The 23,936-nt window shown below is 67.2% G+C and carries 18 protein-coding genes; 9 read left to right on the forward strand and 9 right to left on the reverse strand.

From position 1 onward, the window contains the following. Window positions 1-215: 215 nt before the first annotated feature. Window positions 216-593, reverse strand: a complete 378-nt coding sequence (locus tag FEZ61_RS12745; RefSeq protein WP_173148921.1) for a hypothetical protein — start codon at window positions 591-593, stop codon at window positions 216-218. Window positions 594-863: 270 nt separating this feature from the next. Here FEZ61_RS12745 and FEZ61_RS12750 point away from each other — a divergent pair, with 270 nt between their 5' ends. The 8 genes from FEZ61_RS12750 (at window position 864) to copD (ending at window position 9,128) form a co-directional block, all read left to right on the forward strand. After that, entirely contained in the window at window positions 864-1,661 is a 798-nt protein-coding gene (locus FEZ61_RS12750) for an outer membrane protein OmpK (protein ID WP_173148923.1), read from the forward strand. Between the two features lie 69 nt (window positions 1,662-1,730). Next, window positions 1,731-3,107 carry a nucleobase:cation symporter-2 family protein gene (locus FEZ61_RS12755; protein WP_173148924.1) on the forward strand — a complete coding sequence of 459 codons (1,377 nt, stop codon included), beginning with the start codon at window positions 1,731-1,733 and terminating at the stop codon, window positions 3,105-3,107. 70 nt (window positions 3,108-3,177) lie between these two features. Further along, window positions 3,178-3,834 carry a TetR/AcrR family transcriptional regulator gene (locus FEZ61_RS12760; protein WP_068383336.1) on the forward strand — a complete coding sequence of 219 codons (657 nt, stop codon included), beginning with the start codon at window positions 3,178-3,180 and terminating at the stop codon, window positions 3,832-3,834. Then, window positions 3,831-4,415, forward strand: a complete 585-nt coding sequence (locus FEZ61_RS12765; protein WP_068383338.1) for a YigZ family protein — start codon at window positions 3,831-3,833, stop codon at window positions 4,413-4,415. Before FEZ61_RS12760 ends, FEZ61_RS12765 begins: the two co-directional genes overlap by 4 nt. Before the next feature lie 195 nt (window positions 4,416-4,610). Next, window positions 4,611-5,822, forward strand: a complete 1,212-nt coding sequence (locus FEZ61_RS12770) for an ammonium transporter (protein ID WP_017640661.1) — start codon at window positions 4,611-4,613, stop codon at window positions 5,820-5,822. 211 nt (window positions 5,823-6,033) lie between these two features. Then, complete coding sequence (locus tag FEZ61_RS12775; protein ID WP_173148926.1) at window positions 6,034-7,824, forward strand: SulP family inorganic anion transporter; 1,791 nt, start codon at window positions 6,034-6,036, stop codon at window positions 7,822-7,824. A gap of 33 nt (window positions 7,825-7,857) precedes the next feature. Then, entirely contained in the window at window positions 7,858-8,229 is a 372-nt protein-coding gene (gene copC, locus FEZ61_RS12780) for a copper homeostasis periplasmic binding protein CopC (protein WP_017640663.1), read from the forward strand. Between the two features lie 2 nt (window positions 8,230-8,231). Then, entirely contained in the window at window positions 8,232-9,128 is an 897-nt protein-coding gene (copD, locus tag FEZ61_RS12785) for a copper homeostasis membrane protein CopD (protein ID WP_173148928.1), read from the forward strand. Between the two features lie 33 nt (window positions 9,129-9,161). Here the strand turns inward: copD and FEZ61_RS12790 are convergent, their stop codons facing one another. The 4 genes from FEZ61_RS12790 to FEZ61_RS12805 all read right to left on the reverse strand — a co-directional run bounded on the left by FEZ61_RS12790 (window position 9,162) and on the right by FEZ61_RS12805 (window position 15,851). Continuing rightward, entirely contained in the window at window positions 9,162-9,767 is a 606-nt protein-coding gene (locus FEZ61_RS12790; RefSeq protein ID WP_064307929.1) for an outer membrane beta-barrel protein, read from the reverse strand. Between the two features lie 167 nt (window positions 9,768-9,934). Beyond that, entirely contained in the window at window positions 9,935-10,945 is a 1,011-nt protein-coding gene (locus FEZ61_RS12795; protein WP_007162011.1) for a class 1 fructose-bisphosphatase, read from the reverse strand. A 164-nt stretch (window positions 10,946-11,109) separates the two neighbouring features. Further along, complete coding sequence (gene glgX / locus FEZ61_RS12800; RefSeq protein WP_173148930.1) at window positions 11,110-13,206, reverse strand: glycogen debranching protein GlgX; 2,097 nt, start codon at window positions 13,204-13,206, stop codon at window positions 11,110-11,112. A gap of 203 nt (window positions 13,207-13,409) precedes the next feature. Further along, entirely contained in the window at window positions 13,410-15,851 is a 2,442-nt protein-coding gene (locus FEZ61_RS12805; protein WP_068383348.1) for a glycogen/starch/alpha-glucan phosphorylase, read from the reverse strand. A 173-nt stretch (window positions 15,852-16,024) separates the two neighbouring features. Between FEZ61_RS12805 and FEZ61_RS12810 the strand changes: the two genes are divergently transcribed. Continuing rightward, on the forward strand, window positions 16,025-16,771 hold the full coding sequence (locus FEZ61_RS12810) for an SDR family oxidoreductase (RefSeq protein ID WP_068383350.1): 747 nt from the start codon (window positions 16,025-16,027) through the stop codon (window positions 16,769-16,771). 3 nt (window positions 16,772-16,774) lie between these two features. On the opposite strand, the gene FEZ61_RS12815 is transcribed toward FEZ61_RS12810, so the two are convergent. The 4 genes from FEZ61_RS12815 to ptsP form a co-directional block, all read right to left on the reverse strand. Beyond that, window positions 16,775-18,130, reverse strand: coding sequence for a chloride channel protein (locus FEZ61_RS12815; protein WP_173148932.1), 1,356 nt, complete (start codon window positions 18,128-18,130; stop codon window positions 16,775-16,777). 73 nt (window positions 18,131-18,203) lie between these two features. Beyond that, window positions 18,204-19,961 carry a PTS fructose-like transporter subunit IIB gene (locus tag FEZ61_RS12820; protein ID WP_173148934.1) on the reverse strand — a complete coding sequence of 586 codons (1,758 nt, stop codon included), beginning with the start codon at window positions 19,959-19,961 and terminating at the stop codon, window positions 18,204-18,206. After that, the gene (gene pfkB / locus FEZ61_RS12825; RefSeq protein WP_093256294.1) at window positions 19,958-20,926 is read right to left on the reverse strand and encodes a 1-phosphofructokinase; all 969 of its coding nucleotides are present in this window, start codon (window positions 20,924-20,926) and stop codon (window positions 19,958-19,960) included. Before pfkB ends, FEZ61_RS12820 begins: the two co-directional genes overlap by 4 nt. Beyond that, window positions 20,923-23,805 carry a phosphoenolpyruvate--protein phosphotransferase gene (gene ptsP / locus FEZ61_RS12830; RefSeq protein WP_173148936.1) on the reverse strand — a complete coding sequence of 961 codons (2,883 nt, stop codon included), beginning with the start codon at window positions 23,803-23,805 and terminating at the stop codon, window positions 20,923-20,925. The genes pfkB and ptsP overlap by 4 nt, the downstream gene beginning before the upstream one ends. Between the last annotated feature and the right edge of the window lie 131 nt (window positions 23,806-23,936).

The following is a 23,936-nucleotide window of genomic DNA, read 5'->3' on the forward strand; positions in this document are numbered from 1 at the left end:
GAGGCGAATCCTACAGCATCCTGAGACGCTGTCAACCCCCTCCGCTTCATTTCGTCATCACCCTGAGGTGAGAGCCAAATGGCGAAGAATCCGTGGACCCCTCGCCCGGCTCAGACCTAAGTGCTTGATTTTCAAGCCGCTTCAGCGTCTGCGCCGGAAGTGGGGCGCATTATAGGGGAGTTTCGGAGCAGGTCAACAGGTTATTTCAAGAAACTTCAATAAAGTGGGATGGGCGCCAGGCGATAACCCGCTTCGGTCGCGATGATCCGGTACTGCTTGATCTCGCCAGGCGTCAGCAGAATGGACTGGGAGATGCTGCTCGCCATGGGTGCTGCGCAACCGCCCGGACCGGAAGAGGTGAGACTCACGGCGACTTCGCCAGGCGGCAGATTGAAGGAGGCACTCTGACCCGCCATGAGGGTGCCGGCCAGTCGCCCCTGGATCACCAGACCTATATCGCATCCGGACCCTGAGTAGGCGTCGCCGCGGGTGATCATGAGGATGCCCGGCTGTCCTGTCCCGCCCTGGGGGACCTGAGCCGAGGCGAAAGAGCTGCAGAGTAAGGCCGTCAGCACACCGATAAGCAACTTCATGACTATCTCCTGCGGGGTCGCCAAGCACCTTAGCACTGCGCAGCCTGCCGTGCGCTGTTTCGCAGCAGGACCGCTTCAGGCGCCGCTTCAGGGCACGAAAACTGAGCAAGCGGTCAGGTTTGGTGCCAGGCCAGGCATCTGAAATTTTCCAGAATCCTTATACAAGGCGTTGAAAAATAACTATTTTCGCCCGCCCACCGGAGCTTGGCGTCGATCTTGCTGAGCACGGCGAACGCTGTACATAACGAGAAAGCACTTCCAGGAGCCTACATGCGCAAGATCCTAACCTCCGCGCTGCTGACCACGAGCCTGATTACAGCCGGTGTAGCCAACGCCGCAGACAGTCCACTGCTGTGGCACGGTGAAAGCCTCACCTATCTATATGGCAAAGATTTCCGGGTCGATCCCCGTATCCAGCAGACCGTCACCTTCGAGCATGCCAGCAGTTGGATCTGGGGCGATCTCTTCCTCTTCGTCGACAGCATCTGGTTCAACGGCGCGACCAATGCCAGCGACGGCCATCAGGGCTTCTATGGCGAACTCAGTCCACGACTGTCCTTTGGCAAGCTGTCCGGCCGTGATCTTTCCTTTGGCCCGGTCACCGATGTGCTACTCGCCACAACCCTGGAATACGACCAGAACGATGGCGAGGGCGCCGGCCGTGATCAGCGCAACTACCTGGTCGGCCCGGGTTTCGACCTCAAGGTGCCGGGCTTCGACTACTTCCAGCTGAACCTCTATTACCGCAAGCCGGATGGCGGCAGTGCGCCCTCGGGTGCCTGGCAGCTCACGCCGGTATGGGCCTACACCCTGCCCCTGGGCAATTCGGATCTGCTCATCGATGGCTACATGGACTGGGTGATGAACAACAAGGGTAGCTACCACGCCAACCTGCACTTCAATCCACAGGTCAAGTACGACCTGGGCAAGGCCATGGGTTACGAGGCCAAGCACCTTTATGTGGGTACCGAGTATGACTACTGGTCGGACAAGTACGGCATCAAGGACAGCGAGGGATTCCGTACCGACCAGAGCGTTTTCAGCTTCCTGGTGAAGTATCAGTTCTAGTCCGGCCAGACCCACTTGCGGCGCTGCGGTCGCTTTCCAGGCCAGCAGCGCCGCCGCGAGGTAATCACCATGACCAGTCCCGTCCGCGATGATCTGCTCTATGGCCTGGACGAACGTCCGGCCCCGTTCGCTGCCTTTTGCGCTGCCCTGCAGCACGTCCTGGCGAGCTTCGTGGGGATCGTTACTCCACCGCTGATCATTGCCGGGGCTCTGGGTCTGCACGAGCACCTGCCCTACCTGATCAGCATGGGGCTGATGGTGTCGGGCGTCGGCACCTTTCTGCAGGCCCGCGGTGCCGGTGGGCTGGGGGCGGGCATGATCTGCCTGCAGGGCACCAGTTTCTCCTTTCTGTCCGCGGTGCTGGCAGCCGGGATGCTGGTCAAGCAGCGCGGCGGGACACCGGAGGACATCCTGGCGATGATCTTTGGCGTCTGCTTCTTTGGCGCCTTCGTGCAGATCGGCCTAAGTCGCTGCCTGGGCCTGTTGCGCCGGGTGATCACGCCACTGGTGACGGGCATCGTCATCACCCTCATCGGCATCAGCCTGATCAGGGTAGGCGTCACCGATCTCGGCGGGGGCACCCGGGCGGCCAACTTCGGCGCGCCGATCAACCTGGCCCTCGGCGGCCTGGTCCTGGTGGTCATCATCGGTCTGAACCTGTCGCGGCGACCCTGGTTGCGGCTGTCGGCGGTGATGATCGGCCTGCTGGTGGGCTCCCTCGCCGCCTGGACCTGCGGCCTGTTGAAACCTCAGCCGCTGCCGGACCTGCCTCTGGTCAGCGTCCCCCTCCCCTTCCATTTCGGCTTCGCCTTCGACTGGTCGGCTTTCCTACCGGTCGCGCTCATCTATCTGATCAGCACCCTGGAAACCACCGGCGACCTGACCGCCAACTGCCTGATCTCGCGGCAGCCCATCGAAGGCCCGGGCTATCTGCGACGGTTGCGGGGCGGGGTCCTGGGTGATGGCGTCGCCTGCCTGCTCGCCGCCACCTTCAATACCTTTCCAAGCACCACCTTCGCGCAGAACAACGGGGTGATCCAGCTGACCGGCGTGGCCAGCCGCCATGTCGGCTACTGGATAGGCGCCATCCTGCTGGCGCTGGGCCTGTTCCCCGTGCTGGGCGCCATCCTGCAGCAGATTCCCAAGCCGGTGCTGGGCGGTGCGACCCTGGTGCTGTTCGGCAGTGTCGCCGCGGCTGGGATACGGCTGCTGGCGCACTGCCCCCTGGATCGCCGCAGCCTGCTGATCATCGCCACCTCCCTTGGCGTGGGTCTCGGTATCGCCAGCCAGCCGACGCTGCTGGATCAACTGCCGCCACTGGTGAAGAATCTCTTCGACACCGCGATCACCAGCGGCGGCATCACCGCCATCCTGCTCAACCTGTTGCTGCCCGAGGAGCGCCGCGCCGCGGTGACGGAATGCAGCTCGCCAGCGCCACACCGGTAAAAGAGCCCTTGTGCCCAGGGCGGCGGGTACGCTATTGATGCCTGCCGCGCCTTTGGATCCTGCAGTTGTCATGACCCCTCTCGTACCCGCCCATCACGCCGGCCAGGACAAGCCGGCCGGACGCATCCGGCAGAAGAATGAGGAGTCGATCCTGAGCGCGGCGGAGGAAGAATTCGCCCGCCATGGCTTCAAGGGCACCAGCATGAACACCATCGCGCAACGCGTCGGGCTGCCCAAGGCCAATCTCCATTACTACTTCAACAACAAGCTCGGCCTCTATATGGCGGTGCTGGGCAACATCCTCGAACTCTGGGACAGCACCTTCAACCACCTAACCGTGGAAGACGACCCCGCCGAGGCCCTGAGCCGCTATATCCGCGCCAAGTTGGAGTTCTCGCGGCGCCAACCGCTCGCCTCGCGGATCTTCGCCATGGAGATCATCGGCGGCGGTCACTGCCTGTACGAGTATTTCGATCAGGACTACCAGACCTGGTTTCGCAGCCGGGCGGCGGTATTCGAGGCCTGGATCGCGGCCGGCAAGCTGGATCCGGTGGATCCGGTCCATCTGATCTTCCTGCTGTGGAGCAGCACCCAGCACTATGCCGATTTCGCCAGCCAGATCTGCCAGGTGACCGGTCGCACCCGTCTGACCCGGCAGGATTTCGACGAGGCGGCGCAGACCCTGACCCATGTCATCCTCAAGGGACTGGGTCTCCAGGCACCATGACCTTTACCCTGATCCAGGATGCCGCCTTCGAAGAAGAGGTGCGCAAGAGTCGTTTCCTCGCCCTCGCCGCACCCGTCACCACGGTGGAGGCGGCCATGGCTTTCATCGAGCGCGTGAGCGTGCCGACCGCGACCCACAATTGCTGGGCCTGGAAGCTCGGCAATCAATACCGCTTCAATGACGACGGCGAGCCCGGCGGCACGGCGGGCCGGCCCATCCTGGCCGCCATCGAGGGGCAGGATTGCGACCAGGTGGTGGTGGTGGTCATCCGCTGGTACGGCGGCATCAAGCTGGGTACCGGTGGCCTGGTACGCGCCTATGGCGGTTGCGCCGCCCGTTGCCTGCAGCAGGCGGCCAAGCAGCCGCTGGTGGTGCGGCAGGATTATGGCTTCGCCTGTACCTATGCGGAATGGCCGCTGATCAAGGCCCGCTTGGCGGGCCTGGCGGTGCTGGTGCTCGAAGAGGATTACCAGGCGCTGGAAATCGCCCTGCGGATTGCCGTGGAGCCGCAACGGCGCGACGAGGTGGCGACCCTGCTGAGCAACCTGAGCAGCGGCCGCATCGTCCTGCGCGCGCTTTAGCGGCACGACCTTTGCTGTCTGGTGGTGCACGCCCTTCCGATTCGCACCGCCCTGGCGCATCCCTGCGCCAATCCGCTGTTGCGCTCTGTCTGGCGGCAAGACTGAACCTGCCGAGAGCTGCCAGGCGCCCCAAAAACGCGCATCAGACAGCCGCCAGGCATGTTTTTGGTGCAACCCTTTGCGACGACTGCCCTGATGAACGAATTGCCTTCTGCCGTGGCGACCCTGGTCCACAGTGCCAATACCCTGTTCCTGCTGCTGGGCGCCGTGATGGTGCTGGCCATGCACGCCGGTTTCGCCTTTCTCGAAGCCGGCACCGTGCGGCACAAGAACCAGGTGAACGCCCTGTCCAAGATCCTCGCCGACTTCGCCATTTCCACCCTGGTGTACTTCTTCGTTGGCTACTGGATAGCCTATGGCGTGACTTTTTTCGCCCCCGCCCAGGTGCTGACCGCCGACAGCGGCTACGGACTGGTGAAGTTCTTTTTCCTGGCGACCTTCGCCGCGGCCATTCCGGCGATCATTTCGGGCGGCATCGCCGAACGGGCGCGCTTCGTGCCACAGCTCTGCGCCACCGCGCTGATCGTGGCCTTCGTCTATCCGTTTTTCGAAGGCCTGATGTGGAACAACAATCTCGGCCTGCAGGATAGGTTCGAAGCGCTGTTCGGTGCGCGCTTCCATGATTTCGCCGGCTCCGTGGTGGTGCACGCCATGGGCGGCTGGCTGGCGCTGGCAGCGGTGATGCTGCTGGGCCCCCGTCAGGGTCGCTATCGCGAAGGTCGGCTGGTGGCCTTTCCGCCGTCGAACATTCCCTTCCTGGCGCTGGGCTCCTGGATCCTGATCGTCGGCTGGTTCGGCTTCAACGTGATGAGTGCCCAGAGCCTGGCCGGCGTCAGTGGCCTGGTGGCCCTGAATTCGCTGATGGCCATGGTCGGCGGGACGGCTGCCGCCCTGCTCCTGGGACGCAACGATCCCGGCTTCCTGCACAACGGCCCCCTGGCGGGCCTGGTCGCCATCTGCGCGGGCTCCGATCTGATGCATCCCATCGCGGCGCTGGGGACCGGCCTGGTGGCGGGAGCCCTGTTCGTCTGGGCCTTCACCGCGGTGCAGACACGCTGGAAGCTGGACGATGTCCTGGGGGTCTGGCCGCTGCACGGCCTCTGCGGCGCCTGGGGCGGCATCGCCTGCGGCCTGTTCGGCCAGACCGCGCTCGGCGGTCTGGGTGGGGTGAGTCTGCTGGCGCAGCTGGCCGGCACCGGCTTGGGCATTGTCGTCGCCCTGCTCGGTGGCCTGGCGGTGTACGGACTGCTCAAGGCGGTGCTGGGTCTGCGTCTGAGTCAGGAAGAGGAATACCAGGGCGCCGACCTGTCGATCCATCGCATCGCCGCCAACAGTCACGACGGCTAGCCGCCCAGGTTACCCACAGGGACCGTGCACAGTGATGTGGATAACCCGTGCATGAAGTCACGAGAACGCCACAGGGACCGGTCTGGCGGCGACTGGTGAAGAAATGAACACACAGCCAGTGTCGTGGCAGAGACCGGAGACGGCGGGACTCAGGTAGCCCACTGGCGAGCGGAGTCGGTAGAGTAGGCGACCCTTTCCCCAGGAGCGTTCCATGCCCGCCCTTTCGACCCTGCTGCCCTGGCTGCGCGAGGTGGACCGCACCACCCTGAAGGCGGATCTGGGTGCGGGTCTCTTGGGCGCGGTGCTGGCGTTGCCCCAGGGCGTGGCCTTCGCCACCCTGGCCGGACTGCCACCGCAATACGGCGTCTATGGCGCGGTGGTGCCCTGCATCGTTGCTGCTTTGGCGGGCTCCAGTCGCCATGTGGTGACCGGTCCGACCAACGCCAACTCCCTGGCCCTGCTGGCAGCGCTGTCACCGCTGGCGCTCGCCGGCTCTGGTCCCTATATCGATCTGGCCCTGGCGGTGACCCTGCTGGTCGGCCTGCTGCAATTGACGGTGGGTGCCCTGCGCCTCGGCGCGGTGGCCAACTTCATCTCGCCCTCGGTGCTGCTCGGCTTCATGAGTGGCGCCGCCGTGCTCATTGGGCTCTATTCGCTCAAGGACCTGCTCGGGCTGTCGCCGCCGCTGGGCACCTCGGCCTTTGGCGTGCTTGGCTATGTGCTCACCCATCCCCTGGCGATCCACTGGCCCTCGCTGGTGATCGGTGTGGTGACCCTGGTCGCCACCCTGCTGCTGCGCCGACTGCGCCCGCGCTGGCCGACCATGCTGCTGGGCCTGCTGGCTGGTTGTCTGAGCGCCTGGATTCTGGAGCGTAGCGTGGCGGGCGCGGCTCAGGGGATCGCTACGGTCGGACGGATTCCCTCGGCGCTGCCGCCCTTCCATCTGCCCGACGTCACCCTGCAGGATCTGGGCAATCTCTCCGGGATCGCTGTAGCCCTGACCTTGGTGGCCCTCGGGCAGTCGCTGTCGATCGCCAAGGCGGTGGCCCAGCGCTCCGGACAGCGGCTGGACGTCAATCGCGAATTCCGTGGCCAGGGCCTGGCCAACCTGGTGGGCGGCTGCTTTTCGGCCTATGTCTCCTGCGGCTCGCTGAATCGCTCCATGCCCAATTTCGAAGCCGGCGCCCGCACCCCGCTGGCCGCAGTGTTCGCCGCCCTGCTGGTGGTAGCCCTGGTGGCCTTCGGGGGTGCCCTGATCGCCGCCATTCCGCTGGCGGCCATCGCCGCCACCCTGCTGCTGGTGGCGCGCGGCCTGCTGGACCTGGGTCGCTGGCGCGAGGTGCTGAAGGTCAGCCGTACCGAGGCGCTGGTGGCCGGGGTGACCTTTCTGGCGACCCTAACCATTCCGCTGGACCGCGCCGTGCTGCTGGGCACCCTGGTGTCCCTGGTGGCCTACCTCTATCGCACCTCGCACCCGGCGATCCGCCCGCTGGTGCCGGACCCCCGCACCCCCGAGCGTCGTTTCACCCCGTTGGACGAACTGGGCCAGCCGGCGCAGGAGTGTCCGCAACTCAAGCTGGTGCGGGTGGAAGGCTCGGTGTTCTTTGGCGCCGTGCCCCATGTGGGCGATCAGTTGGACGGCTTTCGCAGCGCCCAACCCGGCCAGAAGCATGCGCTGTTCATGACCAAGAGCATGAATTTCATCGATTTGGCCGGTAACGACCTGTGGCGGCGCGAATGGCGCGAGCGCCGGGCCCAGGGCGGCGATCTCTATTTCCATCGCCCGCGCACGCCGGTGCTGCAGCTGTTCGCCAAGACCGGGTTTCTCAAGGAGCTGGGCGAAGGCCATATCTTCTCGTCCAAGGATCAGGCCTTGCGCAGCATCTATCCGCGGCTGGATCCGGAAGTCTGCCGCAGCTGCACCGCGCGGACCTTCGTCGAGTGCGCGGCGCGCGCGGCGGAGCAGGCGCCAGGCGCGGACGCTGCCCGAACGGACTGCTAAGCTGGCGGTTTCCTTCTGCTGCTGGAGATCTCCATGACCGCTGTCCTGCGTCTCGCTCGCCGCCTCGCCCTGACCACTCTGCTGTTGCCGGGGCTGGCCCTGGCCCACGGCCATCTCAAGAGCGCCGAGCCCGCGCCCGACAGCACCAGCCCGGCACCGAAGCAACTGAGTCTGAGCTTTTCCGAGGGGATCGAAGCCGCCCTGAGTCAGGTGCAGCTGCAACGGCTGGATGGCCAGGCCAGCACGGCCATCACCACCGGCAAGGTCATTTCCGGCCGCGACGAACGTACCCTGGACGTCCCTCTGGAGGCGCCGCTGGAACCGGGTCGCTACCAGGTGAAATGGCGGGTACTGGCCAAGGACGGGCACAAGACCCAGGGCGATTACCGCTTCACCGTCCAGTAAGGATGGACGGCACACTGGCGACGCCCGATGCCTGGCGTCCCCTCGCCCGTACCCTCTTCCTGCTGCCGCTGCTGCTGACCTGGGGCTATCTGGCGCTGGCACTCTGGCTGGGTCGACCCGCATTGCGTCTCTGGCTGCTGGAACGGGCACGGTCCACCGCCCGCCTGCTGGGCGCACTGCTGCTGCTCGGGGTGCTGAGCCTGTTGCCGCTACAGGCAGCGCTGGTGGGGGATGGCTGGGCGGATGCCTTCAACCTGCCCCTATGGCAACTCTATCTGGGCACGGCGGCCGGCCACGGCTGGCGCTGGCAACTGCCGCTGGGCCTGTTGCTGGCCCTGTGGCTGCTGGTGGGGCCCGGGGTCCGCAGCAACCACTGGCTGTGGGGATTCAGTGGCCTGCTGCTGGCCAGTCTGGCCCTGGGTGGCCATGCCGCCGCGACAGCCGGCTGGCTTGGCGGGGTGCATCAGCTGAATCAGGCGCTGCATCTACTGACCACGGGGCTCTGGCTGGGCAGCCTGCCCGGGGTGCTGCTGTGCCTGGGACGGCCACCGGCCAATCTGAGGGATGACGTCCAGCAGCTGCTGCGCAGCTACTCCCTGCCCGGGCAGATCAGCGTGGCGCTGGCGCTGCTCAGCGGTGCCTTCAATAGCCTGCTGATCCTCGGACCGGACGGCCTGCTGCGTTTGACGCCCTACTCCGGCCTGCTGCTGGCCAAGGTGCTGGCCGTGGCGATCATGGTCGCCCTGGCCCTGGCCAATCGTTACCTGCTGGTGCCCCGATTGGGACGAGGGCCCCGAACATGGCAGCTGCTGCGCCAGGCCACCGCCGTAGAGATCGCCCTGGGGGTGGTTGCCGTGGCACTGGTGGCAGCCTTCTCCGACCTGGATCCCTATAGCTGAAACCGGGGCGACCGCTGTCGCCCCGGCCCTGCCTCAGAAGTAGACGTTCATGCCCAGGTAGATTTCCTTGCTGCTGTCGAGCTGGCTCGAACCGAGCTTGGCGCCGTCCTGGTCGATGTCCGGCTTGGCGTTGCTGCGCAGGTAGCGATAGCCGGCTTCCAGGGAGGTGCGCTCGTTGACCTGCTGCAGGATGCCGGCCTGGACCCCGGCCACATAGCCAAGGTCGCTGTCGTGGCCGAAGCTGGAACCGTCCTGGGTGACCCGGGCGACGCCCAGGGTCCCGCCACCGAACAGCTTGGTATTGCGGCCCAGGGGATAGAAGGCATCGTAGCTGCCAGTCAGGTCCTGCTGCTTGAGCCTCAGGCCAGCGCTGCTGCCACTGGCCTGGTCGAGGGTGGCGTAGTAGCGACCGGCAGTGTTCTGCTGGCCAAGACGCAGCCCCCAGGTATTGCTGCCGTCGAGGGCACCGTCGGTATCGGGGCTGTTCAAGTTGCGGTCGAGGGCGTGGCTGTTGCTGAAGTTGTCATAGCTCTTGCCATAGGTGAGGCCGGCGAAGTTCTGGGTATCGGCGGCAAACGCCTGATGGCTGGCCAGGGCCAGCAGGCCAAAGAGGACGACACGGGATTTCAGGGCGTTCATGGTGAAAAGCTCCTCACGCGATGCGAATACAGCCCGACCGGCTGCGCGGCCATCTTCGGCGGAGGCGGATTAGCGGCGGATTAAGGAGGCTGAATCGGAGCTGAACGCTGAGGCAAGACGCGAGGAGTGAACCGGACCGCCCGTTGCAGGCGGCCCGGTTTCTGGAATCAACGCTGACGGTGGTACTCGGTCACGCGCTGCACTTCTTCCTTGGAGCCCAGGAACACCGCCACCCGCTGGTGCAGGCCATCGGGCTGGACGTCGAGGATGCGCTGGTGACCGTTGGTGGCGGCACCACCGGCCTGCTCGACCAGCATGGACATGGGGTTGGCCTCGTACATCAGGCGCAGCTTGCCGGGCTTCTCGGGCTCACGGGCATCACGGGGGTACATGAAGATGCCACCGCGGGTAAGGATGCGATGGACGTCGGCCACCATGGAGGCGATCCAGCGCATGTTGTAGTTCTTGCCCAGGGGACCTTCCTTGCCGGCCAGCAGCTCGTCCACATAACGCTTGACCGGGGCTTCCCAGTGGCGCTGGTTGGACATGTTGATGGCGAATTCGGCGGTGGTCTCGGGGATGGTGATGTCTTCGTGGGTCAGCACGAAGCTGCCCAGTTCGCGATCCAGGGTGAAGCCCTTGACGCCGTCGCCCAGGGTCAGCACCAGCATGGTCTGGGGACCGTAGATGGCGTAGCCGGCGGCGACCTGCTCGGTGCCCTTCTGCATGAAGGCTTCTTCGGTCACGTCACCGGTGGTGCTGCTGACGAAGTCCTTGCGCAGGATCGAGAAGATGGTGCCGACGGAGACGTTGACGTCGATGTTGGACGAGCCGTCCAGCGGGTCGAACATCAGCAGGTAGGCGCCCTTGGGATAGTGACCGGGGATCTGGTGAACCTGATCCATCTCCTCGGAGGCCATGCCGGCCAGGGTGCCGCCCCACTCGTTGGCTTCCAGCAGGATCTCGTTGGACAGCACGTCCAGCTTCTTCTGCACCTCGCCCTGGACGTTCTCGGTGCCCATGCTGCCGAGCACGCCACCCAGCGCCCCCTTGGACACCTCGTAGCTGATGCGCTTGCACGCCCGGGCCACGACTTCGATGAGGAAGCGCAGGTCGGCCGGGGTCTTGTGGCTGCGGGTCTGCTCGATGAGGTAACGACTGAGGGATATCCGGGACATCGCGGTGCTCCTTGTAATGATGGGCGCGAGTGTAGCGCCAAAGCTCAAGCTCCGTCTCAAGCAGAGCGGACCGTCAGGCCAGGTCTGCCAGCCAGTGCCGATTCCGGGTTTCATCAATGGGGTGATGAGACGCTGGACACCGGCGGCCGACAGGGAACGCACACCTAGGGCGCGTCCGGGGTCTCCACGGCCAGCAGTACGCCTCGACCCGCACGGAGATTTTCGGCGCTGGGGTAGACTGCCGAGTCGGGTTCCAGTTCAGGCTGACGGCTGTCCAGCTGTATCAGCCAGTGATGTCCGTCACGTGACGGGGGCAGGCGCAGGTCGATTTCCTCCCGACGTGGCTGGAAGGCCAGCCAGATCCGCGCGGCCTGGGGTTGGTCCTCGCCATCGAGGGCTTCCAGGGTGAGGCTCAGCGGCAGGCTGCCACCGGCCTGCCAGCGGCCGTCGTCCATCGGCGCGCCGTCGCCATCGAGCCATTCGATCCTCACCCAGCCACGGGGATTAGGGCGGCCCAGCAGTCGCTGGGCTTGCAAGGCCGGCAACTGCTGGCGCAGCGCCATGAGGCGACCGACGAAGGCGCTCTGCCGCTGTCCGGCGGGGCTGCCGGCCTGCTGCCAGTCCAGCCAGGACAGTTCGTTGTCCTGTACATAGGCATTGTTGTTGCCCTGCTGGGTGCGGCCGAATTCGTCGCCGGCGGTCAGCATGGGTTCGCCACCGGCGAGGATCAGGGTCGCCAACAGGGCACGCTGGTCGGCAGCGCGGGCTTCCAGGACGGCAGGGTCGTCGCTCGGGCCTTCGACGCCGTTGTTCCAGCTCTTGTTGTCGGTGGTGCCGTCGCGATTCCCTTCGCCGTTGGCTTCGTTGTGCTTCTCGGCGTAGCTGACCAGGTCGGCGAGGGTGAAGCCGTCGTGGGCGGTGATGAAGTTGACGCTGGTGCGCAGCAGGCGATCGCCGGCGCCGAAGAGATCGGCGCTACCGGCCAGGCGGGTGGCCAGGGCGCCACGCAGCCCCTCGTCACCGCGCCAGAAGCGGCGGACGTCGTCGCGGAAGGCGTCGTTCCATTCCTGCCAGGGCGCGCGGAAGGCGCCGACCTGATGCCCACCGGGACCGATGTCCCAGGGTTCGGCCACCAGCCGCACCTGGCGCAGCACCGGATCCTGGGCCAGGGCCTGGAGCAGTGGTGCATCGCGCTCGAAGCCGCTTTCCAGACGACCGAGCGCGGGCGCCAGGTCGAAGCGGAAGCCATCGACGCCGGCAGCGGTGACCCAATGGCGCAGGCTGTCCAGGGTCAGGCGCAGCGCTGGCGGGCTGTAGAGCGCCAGGCAGTTGCCGCAGCCCATGTCGTTGATATAGCGCGCCGGATCGTCCGGCTGCAGGCGGTAGTAGCCGGCGTTGTCCAGGCCGCGCAGATTGAAGGTGGGGCCCAGTTCGTCACCTTCGCCGGTATGGTTGAAGACCACGTCGAGCAGCACCTCGAAGCCGGCCGCCTGCAGGGTAGCCACCGTCTCGCGCAATTCGCCCAGGGCATCACGCCCGGCCAGGCGCGGATCGACGGCGGCCATGACCACCGGGTTGTAGCCCCAGTAGTTGGCCAGCCCCAGGGCGGGCAGATGGCGATCGTCGGCCCAGGCAGCGATGGGCAGCAGCTCCAAGGTGGTGACGCCGAGGCGCTGCCAGTGCTCGATCAGCGCGGGATGCCGCAACGCCGCCAGGGTGCCGCGCTGGCGGGCCGGGACCTTCGGATGCAATTTGGTCTGGCCGCGGACGTGCAATTCGTAGATCAGCCCGGCATCGCCTCGCTTGGGCGCAGGCGTCAGGGCGTCAACGGGCGGCAGGACGATGGCCTTGGGAACATGGGGGCCGCTGTCGCGCTCGTCCGGGCGGTTGGGGTCTTCGGGGTGGAAGCCATAGGTGCTGGGGTGCAGCTGGAAAGGCCGGTCCACCGCCAGCGCCCAGGGGTCCACCAGCAGCTTGTGCGCATTGAATCTGAGCCCGTCCTGGGGACGATAGGCGCCGTGGGCGCGCAGGCCGTACCTCAGCCCGGGCTTGGCGCCGGGTAGGAAACCGTACCAGACGCCGCCCTCGTGTTCGCGAAAGGCCAGGCGCTGGGTCTCGGCCTCTCCCTTGGCATCGTAGAGGCAGAGGTCGACGGCTTCGGCGGCCGGGGACCAGACGGCGAAGTTGATCCCGCCGTCGACGAGGGTGGCGCCGTAATGGGCGGGATTGCCCGCTTCGAGGCGGGTGGAGGTACGGGGCATGGGGACTCCGGTGACGGGCGTGTGGGGCGGATGCTGCAAGCATGTAGACGGCGCGGAAGGCGTGGGTTCTCCATGGGGGGGGTAGGTGATCGCAGCCATGGCGGTCTGCCGAGACGGCCGCTCCGCTCTATGATCGCGGCCATGGGCCGCTCCTACGGATGCCCTGTAGGAGCGGCCCATGGCCGCGATAGACCCTATAACGACTACAGCGCCCTCCAGATCTCCGTGGCGTATTCGCGGATGGTGCGGTCGGAGGAGAACCAGCCCATGCTGGAAGTGTTGATCACCGCCGATTGCCACCATTTGTCCGGCTGCTGCCAGCGGGTCTCGACCTGGCGCTGGGCGTCCCAGTAGGCGTCGAAGTCGGCGCACACCAGGAAGCGATCGTGCCAGGTCAGGACGTCGAGCAGGCTGTTGTAGCGCGCCGGCTCGTCGGGCGAGAACTGGCCGGCGCGCAAACCAGACAGCACCTGCGCCAGGCGCGGCGAATTCTCGATGATGTCAGAGGAGATGCCACCGCTGCGCTGGCGCTCCTCCACCTCGGCCGCCTTGAGACCGAAGATGAACATGTGTTCTTCCCCGATCAGCTCGCACATCTCCACGTTGGCGCCGTCCAGGGTGCCGATGGTGAGAGCGCCATTGAGGCCGAACTTCATGTTGCTGGTGCCCGAGGCCTCCATCCCCGCGGTGGAGATCTGCTCGGACAGGTCCGCCGCCGGGATGATGACCTCGGCGAGGCTGACATTGTAGTTGGGCAGGAAGACCACCTTGAGCAGGTCGCGGGTCAGGGGATCGTTGTTGACCACCTTGGCCACGTCGTTGGCCAGCTTGATGATCAGCTTGGCCTGGTGATAGCTGGCCGCGGCCTTGCCGGCGAAGATCTTGACCCGGGGCGTCCAGTCGCCGTTGGGGTTGTCGCGGATGGCCTGGTAGAGGGCGATGGTCTGCAGCAGATTCATGAGCTGCCGCTTGTACTCATGGATGCGCTTGATCTGGACATCGAACAGCGCGCCGGGATCGAGATCGATCTCCAGCCGCTGCTTCACCAGACTGGTGAAGGTGTCCTTGTTGCGCTGGCGCTGCAGGGCGAAGCGCTCGCGGAAGTTGGCGTCATTGGCATAGGGCTTGAGCTGCGGCAGGGTCTTCTCGGGGTCGTGCAGCACACCCTGGCCGAGGGTATCCACCAGCAGGTCGGTGAGCGCCGGATTGGCCTGGTGCAACCAGCGGCGGAAGGTGATGCCATTGGTCTTGTTGTTGATGCGATCCGGATAGAGGCGGTGCAACGAGCGGAAGACCGTCTTGCGCATCAGGTCGGTGTGCAGCCCGGAGACGCCATTGATGCTGTGGGAACCAAGGAAGGCGAGGTTGCCCATGCGCACCCGGCGACCCTGGCTTTCGTCGATCAGGGAGACATAGGAGATCATGGCGCCATCGGTTTCGCCGCGGGCGCGCAGGGAGTCGAGGAACTGCGCGTTGATCAGGTAGATGATCTGCATGTGGCGCGGCAGCAGGCGCTCCATCAGCTGCACCGGCCAGGTCTCCAGGGCTTCGGGCAGGAGGGTGTGGTTGGTGTAGCTGAGGGTGCCGACGGTGGTGCTCCAGGCGGCGTCCCAGGGAATGCCGTGGACGTCCACCAGGAGTCGCATCAGCTCGGCCACGGCGATGGCCGGGTGGGTGTCGTTGAGCTGGATGGACACGTGCTCGGGCAGGCTGAGCAGGTCGTTGTGCTGCTTGAGGTGGCGGCGGGTCAGGTCGGCCAGGGAGGCGGCGACGAAGAAATACTCCTGGCGCAGGCGCAACTCCTGGCCGGCTTCGCTGCTGTCGGCCGGATAGAGCACCCGCGAGATGCTCTCGGCGCGGGCCTCGTTGGCCACGGCGCCGACATGGTCGCCGGCGTTGAAGGTTTCCAGGTGCAGGATCTCCAGCGGTCGGGCGCGCCAGAGTCTCAGGGTATTGGCGCCCTCCCCGCCCCAACCGATCACCGGGGTGTCGTAGGCCACCGCGCGGATGCGCTCGCCGGGCGTCCACACCTGGCGCCGCGGATCGCCTTCGCCATAGGGGGCGACATGGCCGCCAAAGCCGATCTCGTACACCACTTCGGCGCGTTCGAATTCCCAGGGGTTGCCGAAATCCAGCCAGTTTTCCGGCTGCTCCAGCTGGAAGCCATCGGCGATCACCTGGCGGAACAGCCCGTGCTCGTAGCGGATGCCGTAGCCATGGCTGGCGATGCCCAGGGTAGCCATGCTCTCCATGAAGCAGGCGGCCAGGCGACCCAGGCCGCCGTTGCCCAGGGCGGCGTCCGGCTCCAGCCCGCGAATGCGTTCCAGATCGACGCCCAGGTCGGCCAGGGCGCGGCGAGTCTCTTCGAGGATGCCGAGGTTGGACAGGCTGTCGATCAGCAGCCGACCGATGAGGAATTCCAGGGACAGGTAGTAAACCCGCTTCTGGCCGGTGCGATAGGCATCGCGGGTGCGACTCATCCAGCGGTCGACGATGTAGTCCCGGGCGGCCAGGGCGGTGGCCTGGAACCAGTCGTGATCCAGGGCGTTGTCGGGATCCTTGCCGACGGCGTAGGTGAGCTTGGAGAGGATGTTGGTACGGAGCGCGGAAACTTCGTTGGGCGAGATGAAGCGGGGTCTCGTCATCAGGATTGACCTCTGCAAGCGCTTAGGAATCAGATCGCGAAGTGGCCGCGGATAATGCGGCGCGTGCCGTTCGCCTTACTTTTAGGCGAAACGTCGGGCACGTCCAAGCTTTTTTCGACACATCAGACGGTTAGCCATCTCTCCTCTCCGCTCTCTAGCCCGAGGTTTTCATCATGTGCAAGACCCTGCTCATCACCGGTGCGAGTCGCGGTATCGGCCGCGCCACGGCCCTCAGCGCCGCCGCCCGCGGCTGGAATGTCGCCTTCAACTATCGCCAGGACGAGGCCGCGGCCCAGGCCACCCTGGCCGAGATCGAAGCCCTTGGCGCGGAAGGGTTGGCCGTGCGCGCCGACGTCGCCGATGAAGCCGAGGTGGTGGCGCTGTTCGAGCGCACGGTGGAACGCTTCGGCGGGCTTGACGGCTTCGTCAACAACGCCGGCATCGTCGACCGCTCGCAGCCGCTGGTGGAGATGAGCGCCGAGCGCTTGCGACGGATGTTCGAGGTCAACGTCTACGGCGCCTTTCTCTGCGCCCGCGAGGCGGCCCGTCACCTGTCCCGCGAACGGGGCGGCCGCGGCGGTGCCATCGTCAACGTCTCGTCCATCGCCGCACGGCTGGGCTCGCCCAACGAATATGTCGACTACGCCGCCAGCAAGGCGGCATTGGACACCCTGACCCTCGGTCTGGCCAAGGAACTCGGTCCGCACGGGGTAAGGGTCAACGCGGTGCGACCGGGCGTGACCCTCACCGACATCCATGCCAGCGGTGGCCAACCGGGGCGCGCCGAGCGCCTGGGCGTGACCACTCCGCTGGGACGTGCGGGCGAGGCCGAGGAGATCGCTGCCGGTATCCTCTGGCTGCTGTCGGACGAGGCCTCCTACACCACCGGCGCGCTGCTGGACATCGGTGGTGGGCGCTAGGGCCTAGTTCCGCCGGGGCGTGAGGGCATTGAGCACCTGCTGCGACAGCGCATGGTAGAGCGGCACCGGCATCAGCCAGCCGGAGACGGCAGCGGCCAGCAGGCAGGCCGCCAGCACCGGCAACGCCATGTCCGGGCTGTGGGCCAGCTCCAGGGTGATGACCGTGGCGGTCAACGGGGTGCGGGTGACCCCGGCCAGGTAGGCGGCCAGCCCCAGCAGGGCGCACTGGGGCAGACTCATGCCCGGCAGCCAATCGACCAGCCAGGGCCCCAGGGCCGCACCGACCGCCAGGGAGGGCGAGAACAGACCGCCCGGTACCCCGGCGAGGTAGGAAACGACGTTGGCGAGGAATTTCCACAGCAGGAAGTCGCCCCCGGTCACGGGTTCGCCGGCCAGGATGGCGTGGGTTTCAGCGTAGCCGGTGCCGAACACGTGCTGGCCGGAAAGCAACCCCAGCGCCGCCAGCACCAGTCCACAAGCGGCGGCGAAAGCCACCGGACGCCGCCCGCGCAGGGCGTTCAGGCGCCCCAGCCAGCCCTGGTCGGTGGGCAGCACCAGGCGACCGTAGCAGCCGCCCAGCAGTCCGCCGACGACCCCGATGACGGCCACCCCGATCCAGCCCAAGCCCCAGGTCAGGCGCAGATCCAGGGCGCCGAGGTAGCTGTAGGGGCCGACGATACCCAGGGTGACGATGCCGCCGAGCAGTACGGCGGTCAGCACCAGGCCGCTGAAGCGCTGCTCGAAGGTGTGAGTCAACTCCTCGATGGCGAAGACCACCCCGCCTAGGGGCGTGTTGAAGGCCGCGGCAATTCCGGCGGCACCACCAGCGAGGATGAGTCCGGACAGGGTTCGGCGCCCGTGCAACCCGAGGCGCTTGCCGAAGCCATAAAGCAGGGCCGCGCCGACATGCACGGTGGGCCCTTCACGCCCCACCGAGCCACCTACCAGCAGGGCACCGGCAGTGAGCAGCAGCTTGGCGAGGGCGATGGGCGGCGCGAGCAGGCGCGCGCGTAGGTCCGCTTCGGGTCGTTCGAGGGTAGCGATGACCTGGGGAATGCCGCTGCCGCGGGCATCGCGCAGCGCACCTTGCGTCAGCCAGACCAGCAACGCAAAACCCAGGGGCGTCACCAGCCAAGGCCAGATCGCACTGTGCTGCAGCATCTTCTGAAAGAGGCCGAAGGAGGCATCGGCCAGCCAGGCGAAGGCCAGACCGGCCAGACCCACCAGCACCGCACCGACCCAGAAGGCGATGCGCTGGCGCCACTGGCGCAACCGACGGCGCCGGCGATGGCGCAGCAGATGCAGCCGACGGCGGGCGGCGACTTCGGGATCGGTATCGGGAAAGACGGGATCGGACATGGACAAGGGGCCACCAAGAGGCAGGAGCCTCCCAGTGTAACCTCTTGTTACAGCGCTGTTGCCAGGCTCTGGATCAGGCCGCGGGCACCAGCTCGGTGGCGGCTTCGTTGCGCTTGAGCACCGCGTAGATCACGCCGGTCACCAGACTGCCGGCCGCGATGGCCGCCAGGTACAGCCAGGCATGGCTGATGGCGTTGGGGATCAACAGCACGAAGAGGCCACCGTGGGGCGCCATCAGCTTGCAGTTGAACAGCATCACCAGGGCGCCGGTGAGGGCGCCGCCAATGACGCTGGCCGGGATCACCCGCAGCGGGTCCTTGGCGGCGAAGGGAATCGCGCCCTCGGAGATGAAGCACAGCCCCAGCACCGACGCCGCCTTGCCCGCCTCGCGCTCGCTCTGGGCGAACTTGTGCCGCGCCAGCAGGGTGGCGATGCCCATGCCGATGGGCGGCACCATGCCGGCGGCCATGGTGGCGGCCATGGGCCCGTAGGTCTTGGACGCCAGCAGGCCGACGGTGAAGGCGTAGGCGGCCTTGTTGATCGGGCCGCCAAAGTCGATGCACATCATGGCGCCGAGGATCAGGCCGAGCAGCACGGCGTTGCTGGTACCCAGGTTGTTGAGGAAGTCGGTGAGCCGACTCAGGGCGCCGGCCACCGGGGTGCCGACCAGGTAGATCATCACCAGGCCAACGATGAGGCTGGCGAACAGCGGGATGATCAGGATCGGCTTGAGCGCCTCGACGCTGGCCGGCAGCTTGACGTGCTGGGCGATGGCCTTGGCCACGTAGCCCGCCAGGAAGCCGGCGATGATGCCGCCGATGAAGCCGCTGCCCAGGCTGGCGGCCAGCCAGCCACCGATCATGCCAGGCGCGAGACCCGGCCGGTCGGCAATGGAATAGGCGATGTAGCCGGCCAGCACCGGGACCATCAGCTTGAACGCCGATTCGCCGCCGATCTGCATCAGCGCCGCGGCCAGGGTGCCCTGTTCCTTGAAGGCCTCGATGCCGAAGACGAAGGACAGGGCGATCAGCAGACCGCCCGCCACCACCATCGGCAACATGTAGGACACCCCGGTGAGCAGGTGCTTGTAGACGCCCGCGCTTTCCTTCTTTGCGGGTTTGGCGCCCTCGCCCGCCGCTGGCGCAGCACTGCCGGCCAGGGTCTCGCCCTCGGCCAGCGCCTTCTTGATGGTCGCCTCGGGTTGCTTGAGGGCGACCCCGGTACCGCAGCGATAGACGCGCTTGCCGGCGAAGCGCTCGACGTTGACCTCGATGTCGGTGGCCAGCAGCACCACGTCGGCATCGCGAATGGCCTCGGCCGGCAGCGGATTGCGCGCCCCTACCGAGCCCTGGGTTTCCAGGTGCAGGCGATAACCGAGCTTCTTGGCCGCGTTCTGCAGCGCCTCGGCCGCCATGAAGGTGTGAGCGACACCGGTCGGGCAGGCGGTGATGGCCACCAGCCGTGGCGTCTCGCTGGCACTGGCCGGTACGCTCGGCGCAGCGTCGCTGGCCGCCGGGGCCTGTTCCAGCACCTTGGCCTCGCTGGCGGCGCGCTGCAGGAAGGCATCGACGTCGCGCAGGGCTTCGGCCGGCGCGGCGCGGTAGACACGCTTGCCGACGAAGCGGGACAGATCGACCGCCCCGGTATGGACCACCACCACCAGTTCGGCGCGCGCCACCTGATCGTCAGTCAGCAGGGTGGCCTCGGGGCCGTCGTGGATCTCGACGCTGGTGGTCCAGCCGCGGCGCTGGGCGGCGGCGTCCAGCAGGCGCGCGCTGAGCACGCTGGTGACCATGCCGGTCGGGCAGGTCGTGACGATGGCGATGTTCATGGGGTTACCCCTGATTCTTGTTCTAGCGGAAAGTCGGGAAGGACGCGTACCCGCACCTGGTCTTCGAAGGTGGCGAGTTGCGCGGGATCATTGATGCCGAAGCCGATCTGGGTGACCGCCAGGGCCGCGATGGCAGTGGCCGTGGTCAGGGTGCGCTCCGGCGACTGGCCGGTGAGCAGGCCGTGCAGCATGCCGGCCAGCAGGGAATCCCCTGCGCCAACGGTGCTGGCCACCGTGACCTTGGGCGGCTGCGCCTCCAGGGTCAGGGCGCCATACCAGCGCACGCCATCGGCGCCCTGGGAGATCACCAGGTGCTCGATGCCCAGCGCACGCAGCTGTTCGACCAGCAGCGCCTGCTCGGTGGCGGTCTCGGCGGGTGCACCACAGGCTTCGGCCAATTCTTCGGTATTGGGCTTGATCAGCCAGGGACCGGCGGCCAGGGCGGCGCGCAGGGCGGCGCCACTGGTGTCCAGGGCCACCGGCAGGCCCAGCGACTTGAGCCGACCGACCAGCGCGGCCAGCCACTCGGGGGTCACCCCGCGCGGCAGGCTGCCGGCCACCACCACGGCGTCGTGGCCAGGGGCCAGGCGATCGAGGGTTTCGAGCAATTCCTGCTGGGCGGCGGCGGACACCTCCGGGCCGGGTCCGTTGATGTCGGTGATGCGCCCAGCGGCCTCGGCCAGCTTGAGATTGCTGCGGGTTTCGCCGGCGACCCGGACGAAGGCATCGGTGAAGCCGCGGCGGGCGAACAGGGCCTCGAAGGCGGTGGCGTTGTCAGCACCGAGAAAGCCGCTCACCGTCAGGTCGTGGCCGAGATCGGCCAGCACCTGGGCGACGTTGATGCCCTTGCCGGCGGCATGGACGATCACCGCCTCGCTGCGATTGACCGCGCCGGGCTTGAGCTCCGGCAACTGGACGGTGAGGTCCAGCGCCGGATTGAGGGTCAGGGTGAGGATACGGCTCATCGCAGGGCCTCCACGCTCTGCCGCACTTCCGCGGCAGTGGCCAGTTCCAGGGCGCGGGCGGCGCAGGACTGCACCAGACGCAGCTCCAGTTCGCGCACCCGGGCCTTGACCAGCGGCACGCTGCGGGCCGAGACCGACAGCTCGTCGACGCCCAGGCCGACCAGCACCGGCACCGCCAGGGGATCGGCCGCCAGCTCGCCGCAGACGCCTACCCACTTGCCGTGGGCATGGGCGGCGCGCACCGTCATGTCGATCAGGCGCAGCACGCTGGGGTGCAGGCCATCGGCCTCGCCGGACAGCAGCGGATGGCCGCGGTCGATGGCCAGGGTGTATTGCGTCAGGTCGTTGGTACCGACGCTGAAGAAGTCCACTTCCGGAGCCAGCACCGGGGCCAGCAGCGCAGCCGAGGGCACCTCGATCATGATGCCGACCTGCAGATCGGTGGTGGGGATCTCCTGACGCAGGCGGTCGAGGATGTCACGTGCCTGGCGCCATTCCTCGATCCGGCCGATCATGGGGAACATGATCCGCAGCGGGCGGCCATCGGCGGCCTTGAGCAGAGCGCGCAGCTGGGTTTCCAGCAGTTCCGGGCGGCGCAGGGTCAGGCGGATGCCACGGATGCCGAGGAAGGGATTCTCTTCCGGCGGCAGCGGCAGATAGGGCAGCGGCTTGTCCCCACCGACGTCCAGAGTACGCACCACCAGCGGCTTGCCGGCCAGGCCATCGAGGGCGCGGCGGTATTCCGCTTCCTGGGCGGCTTCGTCGGGTGCACTGTCATGGCTCATGAACACCAGTTCGGTCCGCAGCAGGCCGACGGCTTCGGCGCCCTGCTCCACCGCGGCGGCGGCCTGGGCGGTGTCGCCCAGGTTCACGGCGATCTCGACGTGGTGGCCGTCACGGGTGGTGGCGCTTTCGAAACGGCGCGCTTCCGCGGCGCGGCGGCGTTCGGCCTGGACCTCCCGCTCACGTTGGACGGCGTCGATGCGACGGGCATCCGGAGCGATTTCCAGGGTGCCCTTGTCGCCATCCAGCAGCAGCACGCTGCGTGGCGCCAGATCCAGCACGCGGCGACCGGCGCCGACGATGGCCGGAATGCCCAGGGCGCGGGCGACGATGGCGCTGTGGGAGCTGGCACCGCCACGGGCGGTGAGGATGCCACAGACGCGCTCGCGATCCAGTCGGGCCACATCGCCCGGGCCGACCTCGTCCATCACCAGCACATAGGGTTCTTCGGGTTCACGGGCGGATTCGACGCCGCACAGCTGGGCCAGTACCCGGCGACCGACGTCGCGCAAATCGGCGGCGCGTTCGGCGAGTAGCTTGTCGTGCAGGGCTTCCTGCTGGCTGGCCGCCTCCTCGATCTGGGCGTCCCAGGCCGCGGCGGCGCTGGCGTTGGCCTTGAGCCGGGCGGCGATGCCCTGCTGCAGATCCGGATCTTCCAGCATCTCCAGGTGGGTCAGGAAGATCTCGCGCAGGGCACTGGCTTCGCTGCGCGCGATGAGCGCCTCGATGTCGGCGCGTACCGCAGCCAGGGCCGCATCCAGCCGCTGGCGTTCGGCGGCGGCGCCTGCGCCGGTGGCCGGATAGTCGAAGTGCTGGGGCGCCACCACATGGGCCGGGCCCACGGCCAGGCCGGGGGCGGCGGCCACGGCCTGAGCGCGATCGCCCGGGGCCAGCGGCAGTTGTTCGGACGGGTCCACCAGGCTGATGGCGGTGACCCGGGCGGCACCGGCGGGGGCCGGGGCACTGGCGGTGACCGGTTCCACCTCTTCACCGAGACCGGCCTGCACGGCGCCGATCAGATCGTTCAGCGCGGCCGCGGCCGGGGTACCGGGTTCGACGAGGAATTCCAGGGTCTGGCCACGCCGGGCACCCAGCGCCAGCAGCCGCGACAGACTCTTGGCCGAGACCGGGGCGCCGCCATCGACGCGCACGCGGATCTCGCCGTCATAGGCCTTGGCCAGCCGCGCCAGCTCCTTGGCCGGACGGGCGTGCAGGCCATGGGCATTGGCCAGCACCACCTGGGCGCTGGGCCAGTCGGGGGCGACTTCGCCGCCCAGGGCTTCGAGCACGGCGCGGCGGGAGGTGGCCTGGGCCAACTCCTGGCCACGACCGGCGACGAGCAGATCGCAGAGGCGTTCGAGCAGGGCGCGATGGCCCTCGCCCAGGCTGGCCAGGCAGAACAGGCCACGCACCGGCTGCTCCTGCAGCTGCAAGGCCTGCAGCGGGGTGACGAAGGCCAGGCCGGGGCGCTTCACCGCGGTCTCGCTGTTCAGCCACCAGAGGCCGTCGCCCAGCGGCAGCGGCTGGCTGGTTTGCAGGGCACCGGCGAAGCCGGCACCCACGCACTCCATGTGCTTGAGCATCCGGGCGCCCTGCCAGGCCAGGTCTTCCAGGTCCTCGGCATCGATGGCCAGTTGCACCAGTTCTTCGTCCAGTGCCAGCGCCTGGGGCGCGCCCTGCAGCAGGTCGAGGATCTGCTGGGGTTCACGGGCCTCGCGCAGGGCCTGCTGCAGATCGCTCTCGCCCAGGGCGCGGGTCAGCAGCTGCAGGATGCGCAGGTGTTCGTCGGATTTGGCGGCGATGGCGATGGCCAGGTAGGTCAGTTGACCATCACCCCAGTCTACTCCGTGCGGGAATTGCATCATCCGCACGCCGGTGACATGCACCTGGTCGCGGGTCTGCGGCGTACCATGGGGAATGGCGATACCCTGGCCGAGGTAGGTGGAGCCCTGGGCCTCGCGGGCCTTGAGCCCTTCGAGATAACCCGGGGCGACCAGGCCATCGGTCACCAGGGACTCGGCGAGCATGGCCAGGGCGGTCGCCTTGTCCGGCGCCTGCTGGGCCATGCGGATATGCTGGGCATTGAGTTCGAACATGGAAGGATACCTCCGGCGCCGCGCGCCTGATCCTGGCGCCGTGCCTTTCTTGTAATAGATGCTTGCCGGCTCGCTCAGCCCTGCAATCGCGCCCGGAGAGGCGTGGCAGGGCCCTTGGCAGATTCGTGCCA

It is taken from the genome of Pseudomonas sp. MS15a(2019) (assembly GCF_013277805.1).
GTDB classification, from domain to species: Bacteria; Pseudomonadota; Gammaproteobacteria; order Pseudomonadales; family Pseudomonadaceae; genus Chryseomonas; species Chryseomonas benzopyrenica.

Excerpts from the sequence above, each read along its gene's own strand:
- FEZ61_RS12755 (WP_173148924.1), top strand. The coding sequence starts at position 1,731 with ATGACCAGTCCCGTCCGCGATGATCTGCTCTATGGCCTGGACGAACGT.
- FEZ61_RS12760 (WP_068383336.1), top strand. The coding sequence starts at position 3,178 with ATGACCCCTCTCGTACCCGCCCATCACGCCGGCCAGGACAAGCCGGCC.
- FEZ61_RS12810 (WP_068383350.1), top strand. The coding sequence starts at position 16,025 with ATGTGCAAGACCCTGCTCATCACCGGTGCGAGTCGCGGTATCGGCCGC.
- FEZ61_RS12815 (WP_173148932.1), bottom strand. The coding sequence starts at position 18,130 with ATGTCCGATCCCGTCTTTCCCGATACCGATCCCGAAGTCGCCGCCCGC.
- copC (WP_017640663.1), top strand. The coding sequence starts at position 7,858 with ATGACCGCTGTCCTGCGTCTCGCTCGCCGCCTCGCCCTGACCACTCTG.
- copD (WP_173148928.1), top strand. The coding sequence starts at position 8,232 with ATGGACGGCACACTGGCGACGCCCGATGCCTGGCGTCCCCTCGCCCGT.
- glgX (WP_173148930.1), bottom strand. The coding sequence starts at position 13,206 with ATGCCCCGTACCTCCACCCGCCTCGAAGCGGGCAATCCCGCCCATTAC.
- FEZ61_RS12805 (WP_068383348.1), bottom strand. The coding sequence starts at position 15,851 with ATGACGAGACCCCGCTTCATCTCGCCCAACGAAGTTTCCGCGCTCCGT.
- FEZ61_RS12820 (WP_173148934.1), bottom strand. The coding sequence starts at position 19,961 with ATGAACATCGCCATCGTCACGACCTGCCCGACCGGCATGGTCACCAGC.
- FEZ61_RS12745 (WP_173148921.1), bottom strand. The coding sequence starts at position 593 with ATGAAGTTGCTTATCGGTGTGCTGACGGCCTTACTCTGCAGCTCTTTC.
- FEZ61_RS12795 (WP_007162011.1), bottom strand. The coding sequence starts at position 10,945 with ATGTCCCGGATATCCCTCAGTCGTTACCTCATCGAGCAGACCCGCAGC.
- FEZ61_RS12750 (WP_173148923.1), top strand. The coding sequence starts at position 864 with ATGCGCAAGATCCTAACCTCCGCGCTGCTGACCACGAGCCTGATTACA.
- FEZ61_RS12765 (WP_068383338.1), top strand. The coding sequence starts at position 3,831 with ATGACCTTTACCCTGATCCAGGATGCCGCCTTCGAAGAAGAGGTGCGC.
- pfkB (WP_093256294.1), bottom strand. The coding sequence starts at position 20,926 with ATGAGCCGTATCCTCACCCTGACCCTCAATCCGGCGCTGGACCTCACC.
- FEZ61_RS12775 (WP_173148926.1), top strand. The coding sequence starts at position 6,034 with ATGCCCGCCCTTTCGACCCTGCTGCCCTGGCTGCGCGAGGTGGACCGC.
- FEZ61_RS12790 (WP_064307929.1), bottom strand. The coding sequence starts at position 9,767 with ATGAACGCCCTGAAATCCCGTGTCGTCCTCTTTGGCCTGCTGGCCCTG.
- FEZ61_RS12770 (WP_017640661.1), top strand. The coding sequence starts at position 4,611 with ATGAACGAATTGCCTTCTGCCGTGGCGACCCTGGTCCACAGTGCCAAT.
- ptsP (WP_173148936.1), bottom strand. The coding sequence starts at position 23,805 with ATGTTCGAACTCAATGCCCAGCATATCCGCATGGCCCAGCAGGCGCCG.